The sequence below is a fragment of the Methylobacterium aerolatum genome (assembly GCF_022179085.1).
Lineage (GTDB): Bacteria > Pseudomonadota > Alphaproteobacteria > Rhizobiales > Beijerinckiaceae > Methylobacterium > Methylobacterium aerolatum.
This window is the reverse complement of the sequence record NZ_BPQE01000034.1, coordinates 13,936-36,227: the sequence shown is the minus strand read 5'-3', so window position 1 is coordinate 36,227 and position 22,292 is coordinate 13,936. Positions and strand designations below refer to the sequence as shown.

Here is a 22,292-nt window from a genome sequence, read left to right as displayed (position 1 = left end):
TCACGGCCACCGCACGGTCGGCGGCATGGAGGACAGGATGGAGGCGACGTTGCCGCCGGTCCTGAGGCCGAAGATCGTGCCCCGGTCGTAGAGGAGGTTGAACTCCACGTAGCGCCCGCGCCGGACCTGCTGCTCGTGCCGGTCCGCCTCCGTCCACGGCGTGGCGATGTTCCCGCGCATGATCGGCGGGTAGGCTTCGAGGAAGGCTTCCCCCACCGATTTGGTGAAGGCGAGGTCGGCCTGCGGCGCTCCGGTCCAGCGGTAGTCGTAGAAGATGCCGCCGATGCCGCGGGGCTCGTTGCGGTGCTTGAGGTGGAAGTACTCCTCGCACCACGCCTTGTAGGCGGGGTAATCCACGCCGTGCGCCTCGCAGGCCCGCTGCAGGCAGGCGTGGAAATGCACGCTGTCCGGGTCCTCCTGGGTGCGCCGCCGGTCGAGGACGGGGGTGAGGTCGGCGCCGCCGCCGAACCACGCCTTCGTGGTCGCCACGAAGCGGGTGTTCATGTGCACGGTCGGCGCGTGCGGGTTCCACGGGTGGGCGATCAGCGAGATGCCCGTGGCGAAGAAGCGGGGATCCTCGGACGCGCCGGGGATCTGCCCGCGGAACTCCGGGGCGAACTCACCGAACACCGTCGAGACATGGACGCCGGCCTTCTCGAAGACCCGGCCCTTGAGCATCGCCATGGTCCCGCCGCCGCCCGGCGCGCCGCCGTGGTCGGTGCGCTCCCAGGGGGTGCGGACGAAGCGGCCGGGCTCGCGCGGGGCGTCCGGGTGGAGGGGCAGGTCCGCCTCGTCCTCCAGGGCCTCGAAGGCGGCGGTGATCCTGTCGCGCAGGGTGGTGAACCACGCGGCGGCTTCCGCCTTCATGGCGGCGACGTCGGCCTCGCTGGCCGGCTGAATGAGGGCGGTGCGGGGATCGGCGCTCATGCCCTGGCTTTCCCACCCTGCCGGACGGGCGTCAATCGGGCTGACCGCCTCGCCGGGGTGGCGTATAGGGATTGTTCCCATGGCGGTCGGGGCATCCCCTCTCCCCGTCTGCAGGGAGAGGGGATGCCCACCCGTCCCGTTTTGATGAAACACCAGCCCCCCATGACCGCCCGACAGGCCGTCTTCACCGTCACCCGCGGCGCTCCCTTCCTGCCGACCCTGGCCGAGGCGCTGCTCGCCGGGGACCTCGTCGGCCCCGTGGCGCGGGACCCGCTGGCGCTCGCCTCCGTCTCGATCTACCTGCCGACCCGCAGGGCGGCGCGGGCGCTCTCCGCGATCCTGGCCGAGCGGCTGGGCGAGGCGGCCCTCCTGCCGCGCACGGTGCCGCTGGGCGAGGCCGACGAGGCGGAACTCGACCTCGCGGCCGAGTCGCTCGCCGGCGCCGCGCCGACGCGCCCGCCGATCCCGCCCCTGGAGCGGCGGCTGATCCTGGCGCGCCTCGTCCGGGCCTGGGCCGAGACCGTGGACCGCTCCCTCCTGCCGCTGCAGGAGGAGGTGCCCTTCCTCGTCCCCTCCTCCCCGGCCGACGCGGTGGGGCTCGCGGGCGATCTCGAAGGGCTGATGGACGCCCTCACCGTCGAGGGCCTGCCCTGGTCGGAGATCGCGGGCGCCGTGGAGGCCGAGTATTCGCGCTATTTCGGCCTGACCCTCGATTTCATGAAGATCGCCGCCGAGAACTGGCCGAAGCTGCTCGCCGAGCGCGGCCTCGCCGATCCGGTGGCCCGCGCCCGCGCCCTCGTGCTGGCGGAGGGCGAGCGCCTCGCCAAGGGGGCCGGCGATCCGGTGATCGTGGCCGGGTCGCTGGGCTCCGTGCCGGCCACCGCCAAGCTGATCGCCGCCGTGGCGAGGCTACCCCGCGGCGCGGTGGTGCTGCCGGGGCTCGACCTCGACCTCGACGCCGCCGGCTGGGACGGGATCGAGACCGGCGTGGGAGTCCACCGCGCCATCGCCCACGGCCATCCGCAGGCGATCCTGCACCGGCTGCTCGGGCCGGACGGCCTCGCGATGGAGCGCGCCGCCATCGTGCCCCTCGGCACGGCCGACGCGGCCCAGGCCGCCCGCGCCCGCCTGCTCTCGCAGGCCCTGCGGCCGGCCGACACCACCGACGCGTGGTCGGCCCTCGATCCGCACGAGCGCGGGGCCACCGCCCGCCTCGGCCTCGACGGGCTCGCCCTGGTCGAGGCCGCCGACGAGCGCGAGGAGGCGTTGATCGCGGCCATCGCGCTCCGCGAGACCCTGGAAACGCCGGGCGCCACGGCCTTCCTCGTCACCCCCGACCGGGGCTTGGCCGGGCGTGTGGCCGTGGAGCTGCTGCGCTGGGGCATCGTCGCGGAGGACTCGGCGGGGCTCGCGCTCGCCGCCGCCCCCGCCGGCCGCCTCGCCCGGCTGGCGGCGGAGTTCGCCGCCGACCTCGCCCGCGCCCAGGCCGACGCGATCCCCGCCCGGCTCGTCGCCCTGTTGTCCCACCCGATGGTGCGCCTGGGGATGAGCCGCGGGGATCTGGTGCGCGGCGCCGCCGCCCTGGAAATCGGCCTGTTGCGCGGCCCCGCCCCGGCGCCGGGCCTCGCCGGCCTGCGCCGGGCGCTCACGGCCCGGCGGTCCAAGGAGGATCCGGACCGCCGGATTCCCCGCGCCGAGAAGCGCCTGAAGGATATCGACTGGGATCTCGCCGCCCTGATCCTCGACCGGCTGGACGACGCCTTCGCGGCCTTTCCCGGTCCCGCGTGCGAGGCGCGCTGCGACCTCGTGGCCACCGCCGCCGGGCACCGCCAAGCCTGCGACGCCCTGCTGGCGGGGCCGGAGGAGGCGCCCGAGCCCGAGGCGGAGGGGTCGCTCGCCTGCCTCGACACCCTGTTCGACGACCTGGCGATGGCCGAGCCCGGCGGCATGACGGGGCTGTTCAACGAGTATCCGAGCTTCTTCACGGCCCTCGCCCGGGAGCGGAAGGTCGCCTGCTCGGGCCCTTCGCCGCATCCGCGCCTGCGCATCCTCGGCCTGATCGAGGCCCGGCTGTTGCGGGCCGACCGGATCGTGGTCGGCGGCCTCGACGAGGGCGTCTGGCCGGTGCGCACCGTGACGGACGCCTTCCTCAACCGCCCCATGCGCGAGCGCGTCGGCCTCGATCCGCCCGAGCGGCGCATCGGCCAGATGGCCCACGACTTCGTGGAGGCCCTGGGCTGCAAGGACGCGGTGATCACCCGTGCCCTCAAGCGCGACGGCGCGCCGACGGTGCCCTCCCGGCTGATCCAGCGGATGCGCGCCTTCGCGGGCGAGGCGGCCTGGGACGGCGCGCTCACGGCCGGTCGACGCCTTGCGGCGCTCGCCGCCGCCCTCGACACCGCCCCGCCGCAGCCCCGCCTGAAGCGCCCGGCCCCGCGCCCCGACCCGGCCCTGTTCCCGAGGGCGCTGAGCGTCACTGAGATCGAGACCCTGGTGCGCGACCCCTACGCGATCTTCGCCCGCCACGTGCTGGGCCTCGATCCGCTGGAGCCGCTGGCCGCCCTGCCGGGGGCCGGGGAACGCGGCTCCCTGGTCCACCGGGTGTTTTCGGAGTTCACCGTCGCCCACCCGCAGGCCCTGCCCGCGCAGGCCGACCAGCGCCTCTTCCAGATCGCCCAGAATATCTTCGCGCCGATCAACGACACCTATCCGAGCCTCTATGCCGAGTGGTGGCCGCGCTACGACCGCATGGCCCGGGCCTACCTGCCCTGGGAGGCCGCCCGCCGGACCGGCCTGACCCGCATCCATGCCGAGGTTTCGGGGCGCTGGGTCATCCCCATGGGCCGGGATTCCTTCACCCTGCGCGCCCGCGCCGACCGGATCGAGCTGCGCCCCGACGGCACCGCCTGCATCGTCGATTTCAAGACCGGCACCGTGCCCACGGCCAAGACGATCTATGCGGGCTTCTCACCCCAGCTCACGCTGGAGGCGGCGATGCTGATGCAGGGCGCCTTCAAGGACCTGCCGCGCACCGCGCAGACGCCCGACCTGCTCTACGTCCACGCCTCGGGCGGCCGGAAACCCTTCGTGCCCATGCCGGTGAAGCCGCCCAAGGGCGATTCCCGCAGCGTCGAGACCATCGTGGCCGAGCATCTCGGCGAGCTCCGCGAGCTGATCGCCCGCTACATGACGGGGAAGGCCGCCTATGCGTCCCGGATCTACCCGCAGCGCAGGGGCGAGATCGGCGCCTACGACCACCTCGCCCGGGTGAAGGAATGGTCGCTCGGCGGTGAGGCCGGCGAGGAGGAGTAGGGGCGGGGGCGTCGCCGCCGATCGCGTCGAGCCACACCCGTCCATGGATCCCTGGTCGTCTTTGCGAGCCAACCCGGTCGGCTCCCGCGCAAGTCCCCCCTCACCGCAAGCGGGGAGAGGGGATCCCGTGCCTCACCCGCAGCCGCACGACCCCGAGCCGCACCCGCCCGACTTCGCCGGTGCCGCCGTGTCCCGGTCGAGCCCGCGCTCGGCGAGTTCGCCGAGATAGGTCTCCCAGCGGCGGACGTAGTTGCGGCCGAGTTCGTGCAGGTAGCCCCAGCCGTAGAGGCCGGTATCATGCAGATCGTCGAAGCCGAGCTTCACCGCGTAGTTGCCCACGGGCTCCACCGCGAGGATCGCCACGTTGCGCTTGCCGCCGAGCACCTTGCGCTCCGCCGGGGAATGGCCCTGCACCTCCGCCGAGGGGCTCGACACCCGCAGGTATTCCGCCGGGAGCGCGAAACGGGTTCCATCCTCGAAGGCGACGTGCAAGATTCGCTTGTCCGGCGACAGGCGAAGCTCGGTCGGCCAGAACTCTTGGTCCGGTGATGGGTTCAACGGTCACACCTTCAGGCCAATCGGGGGTTGCGCCCACAGGGCGCGCTTGCCCCGGAGCCGTCCTCCCATCATATCCCGCCTGATGCCCGATGCCATCTCCCTTCCGGCGAAAGCCGGGCCGGCGCCGCTGATCGATCCGTTCCAGCGGGCGATCACCTATCTCCGCATCTCCGTGACGGACCGGTGCGACCTGCGTTGCGCCTACTGCATGTCGGAGCACATGCAGTTCCTGCCCAAGCGCGACCTCCTGAGCCTGGAAGAGCTGGACCGGCTCTGCGGCGTGTTTATCGCCCGGGGCGTGAGGAAGCTGCGCATCACCGGCGGCGAGCCCCTGGTGCGCCGCGACATCATGCACCTGTTCCGGCGGCTTTCGCGCCACCTTGATTCGGGTGCGTTGCAGGAGCTGACACTCACCACCAACGGCACGCAGCTCGCCCGCTTCGCGCCGGAGCTGGCGGCCTTGGGCGTGAAGCGCGTCAACGTCTCCCTCGATACACTCGACGCGGCCAAGTTCCACGAAGTCACCCGCCGGGGCGAGTTGCCGGTGGTGCTCGCCGGGATCGAGGCCGCCCGCAAGGCCGGGATGCAGGTGAAGATCAACGCCGTGGCCCTGCGCGACGTCAACGGCGACGAGATCCCCGACATGATCGCCTGGGCGCACGGGCTCGGCATGGACATGACGCTGATCGAGGTGATGCCGCTCGGCGAGATCGAGGCCGACCGGACCGACCAGTTCCTGCCCCTCTCCGTGGCCCGCCAGCGCCTGGAGAGCCGCTACACGCTCACCCCGCTCCCCGACCGCACGGGCGGCCCGGCCCGCTACGTCCGCGTGGAGGAGACCGGCGGGCGGCTGGGCTTCATCACGCCGCTGACGCACAATTTCTGCGAGAGCTGCAACCGGGTACGCCTGACCTGCACCGGCCAGCTCTACCTCTGCCTCGGGCAGGAGGATTCGGCCGATCTCCGTGCGGTGCTCCGCGCCACCCCCGACGACGCCGTGCTGGCGCAGGCGGTGGAGGAGGCGATCACCCGCAAGCCGAAAGGCCACGACTTCGTCATCGAGCGCCAGCGCCCGGCCGCCGTGCCACGGCATATGAGCGTGACGGGGGGGTAGACGCGCATTCCCTCTCCCCGCAGGCGGGGAGAGGGGAAACAAGCGTGGCCCCTAGAACGGAATATCGTCGTCGAGGTCGTAGCCACCCCGGCCACCGCCGCCACCGCTGGAGGGAGCCGGAGCCGGGCGGCGCTCGCCGCCCTGTGCGCGACCGCCACCGAACCCGCCCCCGCGGCTGCCGCCGCCTTCGAAGTCGCCGCCCCGGCTGATCTGGCCGCCGCCCTCCTCCTCGGAGGCGAACTCCCCGCCGCCACCGCCGCGCCCGTCGAGGATCGTCAATTCACCCCGGAAGCGCTGGAGCACCACCTCGGTCGTGTACTTCTCGACACCGGACTGGTCGGTCCACTTCCGGGTCTGGAGTTGGCCCTCGACATAGACCTTCGAGCCCTTGCGCAGGTACTGCTCGGCCACCCGCGAGAGGTTCTCGTTGTAGATGACGACCGAGTGCCACTCGGTCTTCTCCTTGCGCTCGCCGGAGCTCTTGTCCTTCCACGACTCCGAGGTCGCGATCCGCAGGTTGCAGACCGGATCGCCCGAGCCGAGGCGCCGGATCTCGGGGTCGCGCCCGAGATTGCCGACCAGAATCACCTTGTTCACGCTGCCCGCCATCGATCTCTCCTTGCGTTCCGCATCTCACGGGGCTGCCGTCGCCGCCTACACATGCGCCCGCCGCCGCCCGTCGGCAATGCCGCCGGTCCGGGCACCCACAGGCACCTGTCGCGTTGCGAGAGTTCTACTTTTGTTCCAGGCAAATGCCAACCCGCCCGGGTGGGCGCGGCGGCAGCGGCGCTCCGCGTTTTTCCATCGAACGGGGATCGGGTAGCGCGACGCGCGCTCCCCCCCTTGTGGGGAGGGAGCCCACGCCTCCCATCGCAACCCTGATGCGAGGCAAACGGAGACCGCCCTACTCCTCCCGGAGCACCCGCAGCGTGCGCACGGTGAGTTCATCGATCTCCAGGGAGCCGACCTTCGCCCGGGCGACGGAGAGGCGCCCCACGGCGAAGGCGCCGAGCGCCACGGTGCCCAGCGCCAGGGCACCCAGCGCGAAGGCCCCGGCCGCGCCCGCCCCGAGGGAGAAGGCCCCCGTGGCGGCACTGGTGCGGGCGCGGGGGGCGGGCGGTCGTGACTCGTCCATGGGGGTTCCTCGCTCCGGCATCGGCTCTCAGTAGAGCCTCGACCGGTAGGCTTCAACGAGGGAGGCTTCCGCCTCTTCGACGGAGATCGCCTTGGTCTGATCGGCGAGGATGCGGCCGAGGCTCGGGAAGCCGTCCCGCGCCACATGCCGCGCCGGGTCCCAGAGATGGGAGCGGATCAGCGCCTTGCCGCAATGGAACAGCGACTCCCGCACCAGCACCACGAGCCCCGTGGTCGGCACCGTGTCCTGGGCGGCGAGGGGGGCCAGCAGGGCCGGGTCACGGGTGATCGTGGCCGGACCGTTGACCCGCAGGGTCTCGGGCAGGCCGGGCACGAAGAAGATCAGCCCCACCTCCGGCCGGGTGAGGATGTTGGTGAAGGAATCGAGCCGGTTGTTGCCGCGCCGGTCGGGGATCACGAGCGTGTGCGCATCCGGCGTCGCGACGAAGCCGGGGGCGTCGCCCCGGGGGCTCGCATCGACGGTGCCGTCCGCCCCGGCGCTCGCGAGCACGAGGAAGGGCGAGAGGGCGATGAAGCGCAGCGCGTAGGCATCGAGATGGTCCAAGACCTTCTCACCGGCCAGCGGCCGTACCGGGCCGAAGCCGGCGCGCAAGGTCGCCTCGTCACGGATGACCGAATCGTCCGGGGTCTCGCTTGTCATCGAAGGGCCCTCCCGGCGCAGAGGCGCGCATTCCCAGCTCCCCCGGTCAAGCGTTTCCCCCATCATGGCCGGGCTGCGTCCGGGCGGCGCCTGGACAAGGGCGGCGAAGTTCGATTGAGAAGCCTGACCGTTCGCTCCTCCGCGAGGCCGCCATGTTCCTTCTGATCCTCGGCCTCGTGCTGTTCCTCGGCACCCACGCCTTCACGCAGCTCCGCGCGCGCCGGGCGGCGATCGTCGGACAGATCGGCGAGAATCGCTACAAGCTCGGCTACACCGCCCTGTCGCTGCTCGGGCTGATCCTCATCGGTGTCGGCTATCACGATTACCGGTTGAGCGGCATGATCCCGGTCTGGGACCCGCCGGTCTGGACGCGCCACCTTGCGCTCACCCTGGTGCTCCTGGCCTTCATCAGCTTCGCGGCGACCTACATCCCGAGCCATATCCGCGCCAAGGCGAAGCACCCGATGCTGCTCGCCGTGAAGATCTGGGCCACCGCCCACCTCCTCGCCAACGGCGACCTCGGCTCGATCCTGCTGTTCGGCGGCTTCCTGGCCTGGGCGGTCTCGGCCCGCATCAGCCTGAAGCGCCGGGAGCGGGCGGCGGGCGTGCCCGCAGGCGGCCGCGCCGCCGTGGCCGTGCCCGCGGGCTGGCGCAACGACGCGCTCGTGGTGCTGATCGGCGTCGTCGCGTGGTTCCTCTTCGCCCGCTACCTGCACTACGCGCTGATCGGCGTGTCGGTCTGGCCGGGGAGCATGTGAGAGGTCGTCACCCCCCTCCCCCGCGCCAGACAGGTCGCCAAGTCCGCGCCCCTGTGTTAGGCGCACGGCCTTCAAGGATCGCGAAGGTGGTCCGGCGCGTGCCGCCGGCCGGGATACGATGGCCGAGAACAACGAATTCATCCGCGAGGTCGACGAGGAATACCGCCGCGAGCGGATCCTGCAGGTCTGGCGCCGCTACAGCAGCGTGATCATCGCCGTGGTGGTGCTCGTGGTCGCGGGCGTCGCCGGGTGGCGCTACTGGCAGGCGCAGCAGCTCGCCGCCGCCGAGGCGGCCTCCGTCCGCTACGACGAGGCCAACCACCTCGCCCGCGACGGCAAGGTGACGGAGGCCGACAAGGTCTTCACCGACCTCGAAACCCAGGGCCCGGCGGGCTACCGCGTGCTCTCGCGCTTCCGCTCGGCGGCCGAGACCGCCAAGGCCGACCCCGCCAAGGGCGCGACGGAGTTCGATGCGCTCGCCGGCGACACCGCCCTGGGCGACGGCCTGCGCGACCTCGCGCGGCTCCGGGCCGCGCTGATCCGCATGGACGGCAAGACCCCCGACGCGGCGCTCACCAACCTCCAGGGCCTCGCCGCCGCCAGCCCCTACCGGCATACGGCGCGGGAGATGCTGGGCCTCGCCTCCCTGCGCAAGGGCGACTACGACGAGGCGAGCCGGTGGTTCGACCAGATCGTCGCCGACCCGGACACGCCCCGCTCCCTGCGCGAGCGCATCGAGGTCTACGCGGCCATCGTCGCGGGCGGCCCCGTCACCGTGACGGAAGCCAAGCCCGAGGCCGCCGCCCCGCCCCCGCCGACCGTCCGCTGAGGCGCCCCGTGTCACCCCTGCCCCCCAGACTTCGAGACTGACGATGGATATGCCGACCGTCGCGATCGTCGGCCGGCCGAATGTCGGCAAGTCGACGCTGTTCAACCGCCTCGTGGGCAAGAAGCTCGCCCTGGTGGACGACCGCCCCGGCGTGACCCGCGACCGGCGCGAGGGCGACGTCGCCTTCGGCGGCCTGCATTTCCGGGTCATCGACACCGCCGGCCTGGAGGAGGCCGACGACGACACCCTCACCGGACGGATGCGGATGCAGACCGAGGCGGCGATCCTCGCCGCCGACGTGGTGCTGTTCGTGATCGACGCCCGCGCCGGGGTGCTGCCGGCCGACCAGTCCTTCGCCGAGTTGACCCGCCGGGCGGGCTGCCCGGTCATCCTCATCGCCAACAAGGCCGAGGGCGGGGCCGGGATGAGCGGCGCCTACGAGGCGTTCTCGCTGGGCCTCGGCGACCCGATCCCCTTCTCCGCCGAGCACGGCGAGGGTCTGGGCGAGTTGCACAACGCCCTGATCGAGGCCCTGCCGAAGCCGGATTCCGACGAGGAGGACGACGAGGACGCCCCCGGCGGCCGGGCGCTGCGCGTCGCCATCGTCGGGCGGCCCAATGCCGGCAAGTCGACGCTGATCAACACCATGCTCGGCGAGGAGCGGCTCCTGGTCGGCCCCGAGGCGGGCATCACCCGCGATTCGATCTCCCTCGACTGGGAGTGGCGGGGACGCCGGATCAAGCTGCACGACACCGCCGGGATGCGCCGCCGCGCCCGGATCGACGACAAGCTCGAAAAGCTCGCCGTCTCGGACGGGTTGCGCGCCGTGCGCTTCGCCGAGGTGGTGGTGATGCTGCTCGATGCCACCATCCCCTTCGAGAAGCAGGATCTCACCATCGTTGACCTCGTGGAGAGCGAGGGCCGGGCCCTGGTGATCGGTCTCAACAAGTGGGATCTCGTGGCCGACCAGCCGGGCCTGCTGAAGCAGTTGCGCGAGGATTGCACCCGCCTCCTGCCGCAGGTGCGGGGCGTGGCGGTGGTGCCGCTGTCCGGCCTCGCCGGGCAGGGCGTGGACAAGCTGATGCAGGCGGTGATGAGCGCCGCCGACGTCTGGGACCGGCGCGTCTCGACCTCGCGCATCAACGACTGGCTGGGCGACGCCCTCTCCCGCAACCCGCCCCCGGCGGTGTCGGGCCGCCGGATCAAGATCCGGTACGCGACGCAGGTGAAGAGCCGCCCGCCGCACTTCGCCTTGTTCGGCAACCAGCTCGACGCCCTGCCGAAATCCTACACCCGCTACCTCGTGAACGCCCTGCGCGAGGCCTTCGATCTGCCGGGCACGCCGATCCGCCTGTCCCTGCGGACCTCGCAGAACCCCTTCGACAAGTCCTGATCCGGGGCGGCGGCGGCGCGCCCGTCGCGCGGCGTCACGAAACGTTACGGATGGGAAACCCGTCCGCCATCGCCGGGAGACCGGCGGGATGTCTCTGGTGTCCGTGGCGGTCTCCCGGTCGGAGACGCCGGCACAGGAGCCCTCTCATGACATCCCTCCTCCGCACCTCGCTCGTGGCGGCCGCCCTGCTCGGCGCGGCCTCCGCCGCCCTGGCGCAGGGCGCGGCGGCGCCCGCCCCCGCCCCGACGGAGTCTCCCGTCGCGGCCTCCGCGGTCGTCTCGGCCCGCGCCCAATGCCGGGCGCAGATCGACGGCCGCAGCCTCACCGGCCCGGAGCGCCGGGCGGCGATGCGCGATTGCATGCGGCCCCAGCACGATGCCTGCCGGCAGGAGGCCGTCGCCAAGGGCCTCGCCAAGGGGCCGGACCGCAAGGCCTTCATGCACCAGTGCATGCACGGGACCGTCGCCAAGAACCCCTGAGAGGCTGTCCGGACAGTCCGCGGTTCTCCTGCGCTCGCCCTCATCCCGAGGCGCGGAGCGCAGCGGAGGCTTGGAAGGAGACCTCGGGGGTGATCTGCGATCCCCGAAAGCCTCCTTCGCGGCGGCTTCGCCGCACCTCGGCGTCCGGCCGCGCAGGTCGTCGCCCCCTCCGTCATCGCGAGCGACAGCGAAGCGATCCAGGGCAACGGGCCGTGTCCGACCATGGCGCATCCCTGGATTGCTTCGGCTCGCGCTCGCAAGGACGAGGCGGGCTTCAGGGGCCGCCAGGATCTTGACGGCCGGACACGCGGGGCGAGGGCGAGCGTGGGAGCAAGGGTCTTTCCAGACCGGCCCTGAGCAGCGTTGCGTCAGCGCGGTCACTCCGGCGGCCGGGGAGGGCCATCGATAGGCTTCGTCCGTCCCTTCCTCAGATTTCGATTGCATTCTTCTGCCAAACCGGCGTGATATTTGGGAGAAATACAACCGATATTTCTATATACAACTACAGGTCTATTTCGTGGCCGGAAACGACTGCGCGATCCTCGTCGCGATCAACGACAATCACAGCGCTTGGTACGAGATGCTGATTCCCTTCGTCCTGTCCCTGCGGCGGACGGATTTCGCGGGGCGGCTCGTCGTGCTCGGCTACGGCCTGTCGCCCGCGAAATCCGCCCGCCTGCGCGATCAGGGAATCGAGGTCGTGGCGGCCCGGCCCGAGCGCGGCCTGCCGCTCGGGCGGTACGTGGAGGTGGCCGAGTTCTGCGCCGCGCATCCCGAGATCCGCAAGGCGGCGCTCTACGATGCCGACCTCTGGTTCGCTTCGCCGCATTTCGACCTGTTCTCGCTCATCGACGGGGAGAGCCTGTACGCCTGCCCCGATCCGCTCTTCTGCCAGTTCGTCATCTCCCCGCTGATCGGCCCCCGGAAGGACGAGAACTGGCACCGCGTCGTCACGGAGGTCCTGCAGCGGCACGGTTATGCCCTCCAGGCGGGGCTCGTGGCCGGCACGGCGGCCGCCTGGGCGCAGTTCGGCCAACACGTGCTGCGGCAGACGGAGGCGATCGGCACCGATCTCCAGAACTGCTTCGGGATCGACACCACGATCCTGCATCTCTGGGCCGCCACGGGGGACCTCGTGCTCCTGCCGAGCACCCAGAACTTCATCACCCGCTGGGGCGTGGCGGAAGTCTCGGAGAACGGCCTCTCCCATTTCGCCGACGGCCGGACCGGCACGCCGATCCGGGCGCTGCACATGGCGGGCAACGTCCGCTTCCTCGACCGCTGGCGCTACTACGGCAACCACGGCGCCACGGCCCTGTCCGAGGGGGCCGCCTTCGCCCTCTCGCCCGGCGGCCTCGGCCCGGATGTCGCCGCCGACGCGCAGTGGGACTCCCTCCGCGCCATCGTCGCCCGCCATGGGTTGCGCCTCACGGGTCTCCGGCTCGAGGCGGCCGCCGGCGTCGCCGTCACCGCGCAATCGACGGCGACGGGGGTGACCCTCACCTGCGAGGGCACCGTCGCGATCACCCTGGAGACCGTCGGCGAGACCTCCGACTTCAACGTCTACATGACCCACCCGTCCGGGTTCCCCTCGCCGATCCGGCGCAGCGTGACCTGCCTGGGATCCGAGGCCCCGAGCCATTGCGACCTCATGGCCCATTACCGCTATTCCCTGCCCGAGGGGGCGCCGGTGACGCTCACCGCGACCGGCCTCGGGGGCCAGCTCTGCAAGAGCATCTGGTTCCTGTCGGACAGGCCGTTCATCGAGCAATGACGGCGCCCCGCGCCACCGGCCGCCGATCTCGTGCATCGCGCCAGACGGCGGCGTCGGCCGGGACCGGAAAATCGATGCAAGAATAATGAGCGAAAGCCGGATCCCACCGAGGTGGCTCACGCATCTCCGTCTTTGCGAGCGACAGCGCAGCAATCCAGGGTTGGCGGAACGCTCCCGAACGGTCAGCATCCCTGGAATGCTTCACTGCGTTCGCATCGACGACGGGGGTGGCTCGGCCCGATCGACGACGGCTCCCGTGCAGGCAGCCATGAACGGAGTGAGCGTATCGCTGCACGAGGGGTGCGGCCGACTGTGATCACTGATCTCGCGGGGCGTTAATCCATGTGATTGTGACTGTGGGGTCCAGGGATACCCTCGGATGGTCGGATCCAATCCGGCAGGCCCCGCCGGCTTTGGCATCCCCCCGTTCACGGCTGGTGGGGCCGATCGCATCCCTCTCCGCCCATCGCCGACGTCCCGGCCGATTCTCCCGGCGCCCGGTGGCCAACCGTCACAGGTTACCGCCCGAGGGCGGGACGGGCACGGTCCGGTCGGGCAACGCCCTCACCGAGGCGGATGTGGTGATTCTCCCGCGTCCCATGGCGGCGGGCGGCGGCGGGGCGTCCAGAGAAATGCCGCGTGACGTTCCAGTTTATGCAACTTCTGATTGCATATCTGAGATCTTCTGCTTTCAATTCAGCGAATTCAAAGCAACCTAGTTTTGGAGGTTGTAGGGATTGCTTTAGGACTTTTGGGGCAAGATTTCTGCTGTTTCCGGGTTACGGTCTGGAAACAATCTTGAGGTGAGGCGGTCGCGAGCTTCGAGGTGGCGGTGAGGGGCCCGGTCTGCCGGCGCCCCGGCCGCGCCCGGGCCCGGCCGCGGACAGGTCTCCGCCCCATGACGACACCCGTGACGATTCGGCGCGCGCGATGAAAATCCTGATCGCCGATGCCGACGAGGAGACGCGGCTGGCCCTCGTCGAGGCCATCGCCGGGGCCGCACCGACGGCCCGCATGGTCGAGGCGAGCAACGGGGCCGAGTTGCGGGCCGCCCTGGCGGGTGAGGCGCCCGACATCCTGTTCATCGACACGATCCTGCCCGACACGGACGGGCGGACGATCACCGCGTGGCGCGAGGGCAAGGGCGCAAGAAGCGTCGTCGTCCTCGTGGCGGATCTCCTGAGCGCACGCTGGTCCGGCGTGGCCCGCGTCCTCGACGCCTACGACGTGCTCCTCAAGCCGCTCTCGCCCCGCAACGTCGGCCACGTCCTGCAGGCGGCCGCCGTCCTCTGCCGGGAACTCACCCTCCTCCTCGTCGAGCCGGGGCACCGGACGCGGGTGCTCGCCCGCCAGATGCTGGAGACGACCACCTTCCGCTTCCGCGTGAGCGAGGCCATGGACGGCAAGACGGCGGTGCGCCTCGCCAAGGAGCAGACCAAGCAGCAGGCCGCGGATGGCGGGGCGGCAGGCTTCGACCTCGCGATCCTCGGCTCCTCGATCCCGGACATGCCCGTCAGCGAGGCCGCCTGCCGCCTCGATGCCCTCGGGGCGGGAACGCGCATCGTCATCGCCGGGGGCGCGGCCGAGGAGCCGAGCGCGGCGCAACTCGCCCTGTTCGGCGCCAAGGCGTTCCTGCGGATGCCCTTCGACGCCACCGACCTCGACAGGCTCGTCTACGAGACCTTCGGCTTGTGGCGGCCCTACGTCCTCGAGGCCCTGCGCTCGGAGAGCCTGCGCCTCGACGCTGAGAGGCTGGCCACCGCCGTGCCGAAGCGGATCACCCTCCTATGAGCGTCGGCCCATGAGCGCCGTGTTGGGACGCAAGCCGCTCCCCCGCCTCGACGGCCTCATCCGCGACATCGAGGAGGCGATCCTCAGCGGCGATCGGGGGCGCCAGTCGGAACTGCTCCTGCATTCCGCCGATGTGCTGACCCGGCGATGGTCCCGGCTGCCCGTCTCCGACAAGCCGGCCTTCGACCTGCTCCTCTCCAACCTCCTCGATCAGGTGGACGACGTGGCCCGCGCCGCCTTCGCCCGGCATCTGGCGCCCCTGCGACGGGCGCCCCGGCGGGCGGCGACCCGGCTCGCCACGGATCCCCTGTTCGATGTCGCGCGGCCCCTTCTGGAGGATTGCCCGAGCTTCGACGACGCGTGGCTGGGCGAGCTGATTCCCGTCCTCGGCGAGATCCACCTGCAGGCGTTGGCCCGTCGCCGGGCGGTGAGCCCGATGATCTGCGACGCCCTCGTCCGGCACGGGTCGCTCGCCGTGGCCGCGCTCCTCCTCGGCAATCCCGGCGCCGATGTCCCGGCCGCCCTGCTCTCGACCCTGACGGCGCGCGCGGCGGAGGCGCCGGGCGTCGCCGCGGCCCTGGCGTGCCGGGCGGATCTTTCCGGGACCGACCGGGCCGTCCTCGTGTCGCTGACCCGGCGCGAGGCCCTCGCGGGACTCGTGGCCGATCTCGGCTGCGGCGAGGCGGAGGCGGACGCGCTGCTCGACCGGGTGGCGGCGACCTTCGCCGCGCCGGTCCCGCCGGAGCGCGCGGCGGCCTATGCGTCGGCGGCGGCGATCGCCGGCAGGCCGGACGGGTTCGGGCGGGCCTCCGTCGGGAGCGCGAGGCTCCTGCACTGGATGGCCCTGCGCCGGGTGGAGGACGTCGTGGCGGTGCTCGGCCGGGATGCGGGCCTGCCCGTCGATGTCGTGATCGCCTGCGCCGAGACCGCCGACCGCTCGGCGCTTGCCGTCGTGCTGCGGGGCCTCGGCCATTCCTGGGGGTTGCTGAAGGCGCTGATGCACCTGCCCCGGGCGGCGCAGCCCACCCCCGAGACCTTGGCGGCGATCCACCGCCTCCACGCCGACATGGGCGAACCGACCGCCCGCCACGTCGCCCGCCATGCGGCGGTGCGGCTCGGCCTCAGTGCCTTCACCACCGTTTCGGACGAACCAGGGAGCCGCGGCGTGACCGCGGTCGCGGCGATGACGACGCCAGAACCCCATGGCACCCAGGAAGCCGGCCGCGCAGCCGGCCGAGCCGGCGACCAGGACGACGCCCGTGGCCGCGGCCCCGGGGGCCGCCACGCCGAGGGAGCCGGCCATGCTTGATCTCCTCGTCATCACCGACGACCTGCCCCACGCGAAGCGGCTGGCCAGGGACATGGGCCGGGCCGACAGCTGCGGGATCCACGACCTGTACGAGGAGGCGGTCCCCGCCGACCGGCCGGGGATGATCGTCAGCGACGTCAAGGACCTGACCTCCGAGGCGCTGGTGCGCCTGCGCCGCTGTCTCGACGCGATGCGGGGGCGGGACGTGCCTCACCTGCTCCTCGTGCACGGCAACACCGCCCGGGCCGAGGTGCAGGCTCGGCTCATCGGCGCCGAGGCGATTCCGGCCGCCACGGCCGCCCGCGTGCTGGCGACGCGGCTGAAGCAGCCGCCCCGGCCGGTGCCGCAGCCGGCCCCCCTCGGCCTCGTCGCAGTGAAGCAGGCGGACAAGGCCAAGGATTATCTCACCCACGCCTTCTTCTCCGGGGAGATGATGACCCCGGCGCTGGCCGAGGCCGGCACCGAACTCGTGGCGCAGGCGATCCACGAGGCCGGCATCCGCGATTGGGTGCGGGCGGTGCAGTGCTTCGACGACGTCACCCACCAGCACATCCTGCTGGTGGCGGGGCTCTCGGTGGCCTTCGCCGTGTCCCTCGGGCTCGGCGAACGGGACCGGCAGCTCCTCGCCAAGGCCGCGCTCCTGCACGACGTCGGCAAGACGAAGATCCCGCCGGCCATCCTCAACAAGCCGGGGCGCCTCGATCCGAACGAGTTGACGATCATGCGGACCCACCCCGCCATCGGCCACGCCATGCTCCTCGGATCGGGCTTCGACGACGCCACGCTCATGGTGGTGCGCGCGCATCACGAGATGCTGGACGGCTCGGGCTACCCGGACGGGTTGCGGGGGGCCGAGATCCCCGACCTCGTGCGGCTGGTGACGATCAGCGACATCTACGCCGCCCTGATCGAGAAGCGGCCCTACAAGGCGGCCCTGAGCGAATCGGCCGCGCTCGCCATCATCGAGTCGATGACCGGCAAGCTCGATGGGGACCTCATCCGGGCGTTCAAACCCGTGGCCGGGGCCTTCGAACTGGCGGCAGGCGGAGGCGCGGCATGACGGGCGACGGCGGAGCGGACGAGCATACCTTCGTGGCGGCCGGACACTGGACGGCGCGCCGGGAGGAACGGAAGTCCACCAACTGGATCGCGAAGATCCGCCTGTTCGACGGGCAGGAGATCCCGACCACGGTCAAGGACGTCTCGACCTCCGGCGCACGGCTGACGGTCCCCGAGGAGATGGAGTTGCCCGAGCGCTTCATGTTCCGGGTGATCGGGCGCGATTTCGTCTGCGCCGTGCGCATGATGTGGCGCCGGGGCACCAACGTCGGCGTGCAGATCGAGCGGGTGGGCAAGATCGAGGCGAAGGCTCCGCCCCCGCCGCCGGACACCCCCGCCGAGACCGGCTACAAGGGCCATGAGTCCATGCCCCGGCGCGGCAGCCGCATCTCGCAGTTCTGACCGCGGCGCGGGCGGCGTCACACCGCCCCGGCGACCCAGTCCACCGCCGCCGCCAGCGCCGCCCGGTCGTCTCCGCCCGCCGTCCGGGCCGCCTCGTAGGCGGCGATCTGGCGGTCGGCGCTCGTGCCCTCCGCGACGATGGCGCGGGCACGGGCGACCTCCGCCGTGCAGCCCAGCGCCCGCGCATCCTCGGCGACCAGGGCGAGGACCGCCTCCAGGGCCTCCGCGAAGGGGATGGCCCGGCCCTGCGCCTCGTCGATCCAGGCGGCGCGGGTACCGTGGGCCTGTGCCCGCCACAGGTTCTCCAGCGCCAACGCCCGCGAAACCCCGTCGAGGCCGGCATTCAGGTCGGGCCGGCGCACGCAGAGCCGCACGAGGCAGCGGAACAGCGCCGCGAGGCAGAGCGAATCCTCGAGCCGGGTGCAGGCGTCGGCGATGCGCAGTTCCAGCGTCGGGAACTTGATCGAGGGGCGCAGCGACCACCACAGGTAGCTGGCATCCGCGATGGCGCCGCTGCGGGTCATGATGGCGACGAACCGCTCGTAGGCGGCGGTGTCGGCGAAGAGTTCGGGCAGGCCGGTGCGGGGCATCTCGCCGAACACGCAGAGGCGGTAGGCGGCCATCCCCGTCGCCTCTCCCTGCCAGAACGGCGAGGAGGCCGAGAGGGCGAGCAGCATCGGCTGGAACGGCAGCAGCCGGTTCATCAGGTCCACCCGCGCCGCCGGATCCGGCACCTCGACATGGACGTGCATGCCGCAGATCAGCGCCCGCCTCGCGGCGAGGCCGAGATCGGAGAGGATGTCCCGATAGCGCTCGCCGTCGCTCGCCGTCTGGCTCTCCCGGCGCGCGAGGGGGTGGGTGCCGCAGGCCATGAGCGTGAGCCCGTGCCGGGCGGCGATCTCCTTCAGCAGGGCGCGCTGGCCGCCGAGGTTGTCGCGCGCTTGCGCCATCACGGCGAGCGGCGGGGTGCAGAGCTCGATCTGCGCCGCTACCAATTCGCGTCCCGTCTCGGGCAGGCGCGCCTCCGCCTCTTTGTGGAAGGCGGCGAGGTCGCCGCGCGGCGTGCCGCGGGTCTGCGCGTCGGCGAGGAAGTATTCTTCCTCGATCCCGAAAGAGTAGGGGTGCTCGCTCATGGGAATGACAGTGGGGCGGGGGGCCATGCCTGTCCAGGGAGGGACCGGATCGGAACGGCCCGCGTCTCCGGGCCGCCCTGGTCGTTGCGAGCGTGCGGTGATCGGCAGCCGGCTGGAGCCGCGTCGCTCGTCAACCCCGGCGCAGCGCCCCGCCGACCAGCCAGGCGGGGTCGAACCAGCGGTCCGCCTCGCCGTCATAGGGCAGGCGGGTGATGTCCCATTGCTGGATGAAGGGCGCGTAGACGTTCCAGACCGCCACGCCGCCGCCGACGAAGATCCGCCGCCCGGGATAGCGGGCGAGCACCGCCTGCGGGTCCTCGTGCGAGCGGATGATGTCGATGGTGCGGTCCTTGAAGGCGAAGTCGGGCACCGCCTCGATGGTCTTCGGCCCGGCGATCAGCACATGCCCCTGCGTCTCCGCGAAGAAGCGCGTCACGTCCTCCACGAAGAGCGGATCGGTGTTGCCCTCCCAGGGCAGGCGCCCGTGGAGGCCGAGCTGGCCCCGCTGCCCGATGGCGCACATTGCCCTGACGTCGATCATACGGGTCTCACTCCGGCGCGCGAGGGGTCAGCAGCCGGTCCTGCTTGAAGTCGTAGATCAGCCCGGTCTCGCGCCAGTCCGGCGAAGCGAGGCGGACGAAGTGCGGGGCGAGGTCCTCCGGCGTGCGCAACGTCTGCGGGTCCTCGCCGGGCATGGCCGACCGGCGCATCCGGGTGCGCAGCGCGCCGGGGCTCACCAGCATCGTCCGCACGGCGGTCGATTCCGTCTCGGCGGCGTAGGTGCGCACCAGGGCTTCGAGCGCCGCCTTGGTGACGCTGTAGGGCCCCCAGTAGGCCCGGCAGGAATTGGCCGCCCCCGACGTCACGAAGATCGCCCGGCCCGCGTCGGACATCCGCAGCAGCGGATCCAGCGAGCGGATCAGCCGCCAGTTGGCGGTGACGTTGATGTCCAGCGTGCTCGCCCAGATCTTGGGGTCGACATGGCCGAGCGGCATCAGCACGCCGAGCACGCCCGCGTTGCCGATCAGGATGTCGAGCTTGCCCCAGCGCTCGTGGATCGCGGCGCCGAGGCGGTCGATGGCGTCGAAGTCCTTGAGGTCGAGGGGCACCAGGGTGGTGCTGCCGCCGATCCGGCGGATCTCGTCGTCGAGTTCCTCCAGCGCGCCTTGCGTGCGGGCGACCGCGACGACGTGCGCCCCGGCCTCGGCGAGCGCCAGGGCCGCGGCCCGGCCGATGCCGCGCGAGGCGCCGGTGACGACACTGATGCGGCCGTCGAGGGGACGGGACGGCGAAGGAGAGCCAGCCATGGGGGGATCAGTCGGCCTCGGCGAGCATCGCCATCTGGCGGGGGCTGGCGATCGTCAGGTCGGTCAGGCCCGTCGGGTACTCGCCGGTGAAGCAATGGTCGGTGTATTGCGGGCAGGCGCCGTTGCGCTCCTCCTCGCCCATCGCCCGGTAGAGGCCGGGAATCGAGAGGAAGGCCAGGGAATCGGCGCCGATATACTGGCGCATCCCCTCCAGGTCGTGGGTGGCGGCCAGCAGCTTCTCCCGCTCCGGCGTGTCGATGCCGTAGAAGTCGGGGTGCGTGATCGGCGGCGAGGCGATGCGGAAGTGCACCTCCGCCGCGCCGGCCTCGCGCATCATGCGCACGATCTTCACCGAGGTGGTGCCGCGCACCAAGCTGTCGTCGACGAGCACGATCCGCTTGCCCGCCACCGCCGCGCGGTTGGCCGAGTGCTTCATGCGCACGCCGAGTTCCCGTACCGACTGGGTCGGCTGGATGAAGGTGCGCCCGACATAGTGGTTGCGGATAATCCCCATCTCGAAGGGGATGCCCGTCTCCTGGCTGTAGCCGAGCGCCGCCGGCACGCCAGAATCCGGCACCGGCACCACCACGTCGGCCTCGGCGCGGGCCTCCCGGGCGAGCTCGTGGCCGATCGCCTTGCGCACCCCGTAGACGCTCTTGCCGTTCACCACCGAATCCGGCCGGGCGAAGTAGATGTACTCGAAGATGCACGGCCGCATCGGCTGGGCGTCGGCGAAGCGGATCGACTCGATCCCCTCCTCGGAGATGACGACGATTTCGCCGTTCTCGATGTCGCGGACGTAGCGGGCGCCGATGATGTCCAGCGCGCAGGTCTCGGAGGCCAGGAGGTAGCGGCCGTCGAGTTCGCCGAGCACCAGCGGGCGGATGCCCAGCGGGTCGCGGGCGCCGATCAGCTTCTTGTTCGTGAGCGCCACGAGGGCGTAGGCCCCCTGGATCGCCTGGAGCGCATCGATGAAGCGCTGGATGATCCGGGGTTTGCGCGAGCGGGCGGCGAGGTGGAGGATCACCTCCGTGTCGGAGGTCGATTGCGTGATGGCCCCGTCGCGCACGAGGTCGCGGCGGATGGAGAGGGCGTTGGTCAGGTTGCCGTTGTGGGCCACCGCGAGCCCGCCGCCGGCGAGTTCGGCGAAGAGGGGCTGGACGTTGCGCAGGATCGTCCCGCCCGTCGTGGAGTAGCGGACGTGGCCGATGGCGGCCCGGCCCTTCAGGCGCTCGATGGTCGCCGCGTCCGAGAACGAATCGCCCACGAGGCCCGGCCGCCGCTCCGAGTGGAAGACGTGGGCCTCCCCGTCGAAGGAGACGATGCCCGCCGCCTCCTGGCCGCGGTGCTGGAGGGCGTGGAGCCCCAGCGCCACGATGGCCGAGGCGTCCGGGTGGCCGAAGATGCCGAAGACCCCGCACTCCTCGCGCAGGGTATCGCCGTCGAGGTCGAAGGAGGTCAGATCGGAATCGGCTGACAAGTCGGCGTGGGGTCGCGACATGCTCGGGCTCGGTCACTTCCTGGAGGCGCCGACACTACCGGTAGCGTTGCGCCACGGTGATGTAACCTCTCCGACCCCGCAGGCCAACGGTGCGCAATGCAGGGCAGCGGCCCGTCCCGCTCAGCGCTTGGGCGCCGTCTCCGTCCGCTTCTGCACGGCCGTGTCGTCGGCCGGCGCGTCCGCCGCCTCGTTCGGCGGGGTCAGCGGCTTGGGCTTCTTGAACTGCTTGAGGAACCCGTCGGGGTTCTCGGGCAGCTGCGCCACCAGGGCGTCGCCGGACTTCTCCAGCATCGGCCGCGTGCGGGCCTGGGCGGCCCAATCGGGCACCTTGCCCTGCACCAGCCACGCCAGGAAGACCCAGCCGATCACGCAGATCAGGAAGCCCCGGGCCGCGCCGAAGAGGAAGCCGAGCGACCGGTCCACCGCGCCGATGCGCGAATCGAGGACCACGTCGGAGACCTTCACGGTGATGATCGAGACGATGACGAGCGTGACGAGGAAGATGGCCGCGATGGCGCTGACGAGGGCGACCGTGTCGCTGCTGACGTGCTGCTTCACCGTGGGCAGAAGCAGCGGGTAGAAAGACCACGCCATCGCCGCCGCCACGACCCACGCGACGATCGCCAGGACCTCGCGGGTGACGCCCCGGACGGCCGCGAGAAGCGCCGACACCGCCACGATGCCGAGGACGACGAGATCAAGAACAGTGAACGGCATCGCCTGACTTCAACAACGCACGGGAGAGGCCGACGAGGCCCGTGCGGCGCCCCCGACGACTGCCTCAGTATATCTTGCGGAACCTCGGCCGTCACCCTGCCCCGCTGCAAGCCCCGAGGGCGTGTATCACCGTT

Annotated in this window: 21 protein-coding genes; 11 read left to right on the top strand and 10 right to left on the bottom strand. The window is 71.6% G+C overall.

Annotation, left to right across the window (positions count from 1 at the left end; all coding sequences use genetic code 11):
- Entirely contained in the window at positions 1–867 is an 867-nt protein-coding gene (hemF, locus tag MFF06_RS20380; protein ID WP_238207582.1) for an oxygen-dependent coproporphyrinogen oxidase, read from the bottom strand.
- A gap of 222 nt (positions 868–1,089) precedes the next feature.
- On the opposite strand from hemF, the gene addB reads away from it, so the two are divergent.
- A complete protein-coding gene (gene addB, locus MFF06_RS20375) occupies positions 1,090–4,239 on the top strand; it encodes a double-strand break repair protein AddB (protein ID WP_238207469.1) in 3,150 nt (1,049 codons plus the stop codon).
- 132 nt (positions 4,240–4,371) lie between these two features.
- On the opposite strand, the gene MFF06_RS20370 is transcribed toward addB, so the two are convergent.
- Positions 4,372–4,797, bottom strand: a complete 426-nt coding sequence (locus MFF06_RS20370) for a gamma-butyrobetaine hydroxylase family protein (protein ID WP_238207467.1) — start codon at positions 4,795–4,797, stop codon at positions 4,372–4,374.
- An 82-nt stretch (positions 4,798–4,879) separates the two neighbouring features.
- Between MFF06_RS20370 and moaA the strand changes: the two genes are divergently transcribed.
- Entirely contained in the window at positions 4,880–5,911 is a 1,032-nt protein-coding gene (gene moaA, locus MFF06_RS20365) for a GTP 3',8-cyclase MoaA (protein ID WP_238207465.1), read from the top strand.
- A 51-nt stretch (positions 5,912–5,962) separates the two neighbouring features.
- On the opposite strand, the gene ssb is transcribed toward moaA, so the two are convergent.
- The 3 genes from ssb to MFF06_RS20350 all read right to left on the bottom strand — a co-directional run bounded on the left by ssb (position 5,963) and on the right by MFF06_RS20350 (position 7,706).
- A complete protein-coding gene (gene ssb, locus MFF06_RS20360) occupies positions 5,963–6,520 on the bottom strand; it encodes a single-stranded DNA-binding protein (protein ID WP_238207463.1) in 558 nt (185 codons plus the stop codon).
- A gap of 295 nt (positions 6,521–6,815) precedes the next feature.
- The gene (locus tag MFF06_RS20355; protein WP_238207461.1) at positions 6,816–7,046 is read right to left on the bottom strand and encodes a hypothetical protein; all 231 of its coding nucleotides are present in this window, start codon (positions 7,044–7,046) and stop codon (positions 6,816–6,818) included.
- A 27-nt stretch (positions 7,047–7,073) separates the two neighbouring features.
- Positions 7,074–7,706 (bottom strand): MSMEG_1061 family FMN-dependent PPOX-type flavoprotein, encoded by a 633-nt coding sequence (locus MFF06_RS20350; RefSeq protein WP_238207459.1) that lies wholly within the window; start codon positions 7,704–7,706, stop codon positions 7,074–7,076.
- 152 nt (positions 7,707–7,858) lie between these two features.
- Between MFF06_RS20350 and MFF06_RS20345 the strand changes: the two genes are divergently transcribed.
- From MFF06_RS20345 to MFF06_RS20305, 9 genes are all read left to right on the top strand, one after another.
- Complete coding sequence (locus MFF06_RS20345) at positions 7,859–8,464, top strand: NnrU family protein (RefSeq protein WP_238207456.1); 606 nt, start codon at positions 7,859–7,861, stop codon at positions 8,462–8,464.
- A 118-nt stretch (positions 8,465–8,582) separates the two neighbouring features.
- On the top strand, positions 8,583–9,293 hold the full coding sequence (locus MFF06_RS20340; RefSeq protein WP_238207455.1) for a tetratricopeptide repeat protein: 711 nt from the start codon (positions 8,583–8,585) through the stop codon (positions 9,291–9,293).
- 43 nt (positions 9,294–9,336) lie between these two features.
- Positions 9,337–10,686, top strand: a complete 1,350-nt coding sequence (gene der / locus MFF06_RS20335; protein ID WP_238207453.1) for a ribosome biogenesis GTPase Der — start codon at positions 9,337–9,339, stop codon at positions 10,684–10,686.
- A 146-nt stretch (positions 10,687–10,832) separates the two neighbouring features.
- Positions 10,833–11,165: a PsiF family protein gene (locus MFF06_RS20330; RefSeq protein WP_238207451.1), complete on the top strand. Its 333-nt coding sequence runs from the start codon at positions 10,833–10,835 to the stop codon at positions 11,163–11,165.
- Between the two features lie 517 nt (positions 11,166–11,682).
- Positions 11,683–12,939 carry a hypothetical protein gene (locus MFF06_RS20325; protein WP_238207449.1) on the top strand — a complete coding sequence of 419 codons (1,257 nt, stop codon included), beginning with the start codon at positions 11,683–11,685 and terminating at the stop codon, positions 12,937–12,939.
- 930 nt (positions 12,940–13,869) lie between these two features.
- On the top strand, positions 13,870–14,730 hold the full coding sequence (locus MFF06_RS20320) for a response regulator (RefSeq protein ID WP_238207447.1): 861 nt from the start codon (positions 13,870–13,872) through the stop codon (positions 14,728–14,730).
- 10 nt (positions 14,731–14,740) lie between these two features.
- Positions 14,741–16,039 (top strand): DUF2336 domain-containing protein, encoded by a 1,299-nt coding sequence (locus MFF06_RS20315; protein ID WP_238207445.1) that lies wholly within the window; start codon positions 14,741–14,743, stop codon positions 16,037–16,039.
- A complete protein-coding gene (locus MFF06_RS20310) occupies positions 16,032–17,099 on the top strand; it encodes an HD-GYP domain-containing protein (RefSeq protein ID WP_238207443.1) in 1,068 nt (355 codons plus the stop codon). Before MFF06_RS20315 ends, MFF06_RS20310 begins: the two co-directional genes overlap by 8 nt.
- On the top strand, positions 17,096–17,500 hold the full coding sequence (locus MFF06_RS20305) for a PilZ domain-containing protein (protein WP_238207441.1): 405 nt from the start codon (positions 17,096–17,098) through the stop codon (positions 17,498–17,500). Before MFF06_RS20310 ends, MFF06_RS20305 begins: the two co-directional genes overlap by 4 nt.
- Positions 17,501–17,517: 17 nt before the next feature.
- Here MFF06_RS20305 and MFF06_RS20300 read toward each other — a convergent pair whose 3' ends face one another.
- The 5 genes from MFF06_RS20300 to MFF06_RS20280 form a co-directional block, all read right to left on the bottom strand.
- Positions 17,518–18,633 (bottom strand): carboxylate-amine ligase, encoded by a 1,116-nt coding sequence (locus tag MFF06_RS20300; protein ID WP_238207439.1) that lies wholly within the window; start codon positions 18,631–18,633, stop codon positions 17,518–17,520.
- A 130-nt stretch (positions 18,634–18,763) separates the two neighbouring features.
- On the bottom strand, positions 18,764–19,174 hold the full coding sequence (locus tag MFF06_RS20295; RefSeq protein ID WP_238207437.1) for a dihydrofolate reductase family protein: 411 nt from the start codon (positions 19,172–19,174) through the stop codon (positions 18,764–18,766).
- 7 nt (positions 19,175–19,181) lie between these two features.
- Positions 19,182–19,940 (bottom strand): SDR family NAD(P)-dependent oxidoreductase, encoded by a 759-nt coding sequence (locus MFF06_RS20290; RefSeq protein ID WP_238207435.1) that lies wholly within the window; start codon positions 19,938–19,940, stop codon positions 19,182–19,184.
- Between the two features lie 7 nt (positions 19,941–19,947).
- Positions 19,948–21,441 (bottom strand): amidophosphoribosyltransferase, encoded by a 1,494-nt coding sequence (gene purF, locus MFF06_RS20285; RefSeq protein WP_238207433.1) that lies wholly within the window; start codon positions 21,439–21,441, stop codon positions 19,948–19,950.
- 120 nt (positions 21,442–21,561) lie between these two features.
- A complete protein-coding gene (locus MFF06_RS20280) occupies positions 21,562–22,158 on the bottom strand; it encodes a CvpA family protein (protein WP_238207431.1) in 597 nt (198 codons plus the stop codon).
- Positions 22,159–22,292 lie beyond the last annotated feature (134 nt).

Coding starts and splice junctions, on each gene's coding strand:
- hemF (WP_238207582.1), bottom strand. CDS start 867: ATGAAGGCGGAAGCCGCCGCGTGGTTCACCACCCTGCGCGACAGGATC.
- addB (WP_238207469.1), top strand. CDS start 1,090: ATGACCGCCCGACAGGCCGTCTTCACCGTCACCCGCGGCGCTCCCTTC.
- moaA (WP_238207465.1), top strand. CDS start 4,880: ATGCCCGATGCCATCTCCCTTCCGGCGAAAGCCGGGCCGGCGCCGCTG.
- ssb (WP_238207463.1), bottom strand. CDS start 6,520: ATGGCGGGCAGCGTGAACAAGGTGATTCTGGTCGGCAATCTCGGGCGC.
- MFF06_RS20355 (WP_238207461.1), bottom strand. CDS start 7,046: ATGGACGAGTCACGACCGCCCGCCCCCCGCGCCCGCACCAGTGCCGCC.
- MFF06_RS20350 (WP_238207459.1), bottom strand. CDS start 7,706: ATGACAAGCGAGACCCCGGACGATTCGGTCATCCGTGACGAGGCGACC.
- MFF06_RS20345 (WP_238207456.1), top strand. CDS start 7,859: ATGTTCCTTCTGATCCTCGGCCTCGTGCTGTTCCTCGGCACCCACGCC.
- MFF06_RS20340 (WP_238207455.1), top strand. CDS start 8,583: ATGGCCGAGAACAACGAATTCATCCGCGAGGTCGACGAGGAATACCGC.
- der (WP_238207453.1), top strand. CDS start 9,337: ATGGATATGCCGACCGTCGCGATCGTCGGCCGGCCGAATGTCGGCAAG.
- MFF06_RS20330 (WP_238207451.1), top strand. CDS start 10,833: ATGACATCCCTCCTCCGCACCTCGCTCGTGGCGGCCGCCCTGCTCGGC.
- MFF06_RS20320 (WP_238207447.1), top strand. CDS start 13,870: ATGAAAATCCTGATCGCCGATGCCGACGAGGAGACGCGGCTGGCCCTC.
- MFF06_RS20315 (WP_238207445.1), top strand. CDS start 14,741: ATGAGCGCCGTGTTGGGACGCAAGCCGCTCCCCCGCCTCGACGGCCTC.
- MFF06_RS20310 (WP_238207443.1), top strand. CDS start 16,032: ATGCTTGATCTCCTCGTCATCACCGACGACCTGCCCCACGCGAAGCGG.
- MFF06_RS20305 (WP_238207441.1), top strand. CDS start 17,096: ATGACGGGCGACGGCGGAGCGGACGAGCATACCTTCGTGGCGGCCGGA.
- MFF06_RS20300 (WP_238207439.1), bottom strand. CDS start 18,633: ATGAGCGAGCACCCCTACTCTTTCGGGATCGAGGAAGAATACTTCCTC.
- MFF06_RS20295 (WP_238207437.1), bottom strand. CDS start 19,174: ATGATCGACGTCAGGGCAATGTGCGCCATCGGGCAGCGGGGCCAGCTC.
- MFF06_RS20290 (WP_238207435.1), bottom strand. CDS start 19,940: ATGGCTGGCTCTCCTTCGCCGTCCCGTCCCCTCGACGGCCGCATCAGT.
- purF (WP_238207433.1), bottom strand. CDS start 21,441: ATGTCGCGACCCCACGCCGACTTGTCAGCCGATTCCGATCTGACCTCC.
- MFF06_RS20280 (WP_238207431.1), bottom strand. CDS start 22,158: ATGCCGTTCACTGTTCTTGATCTCGTCGTCCTCGGCATCGTGGCGGTG.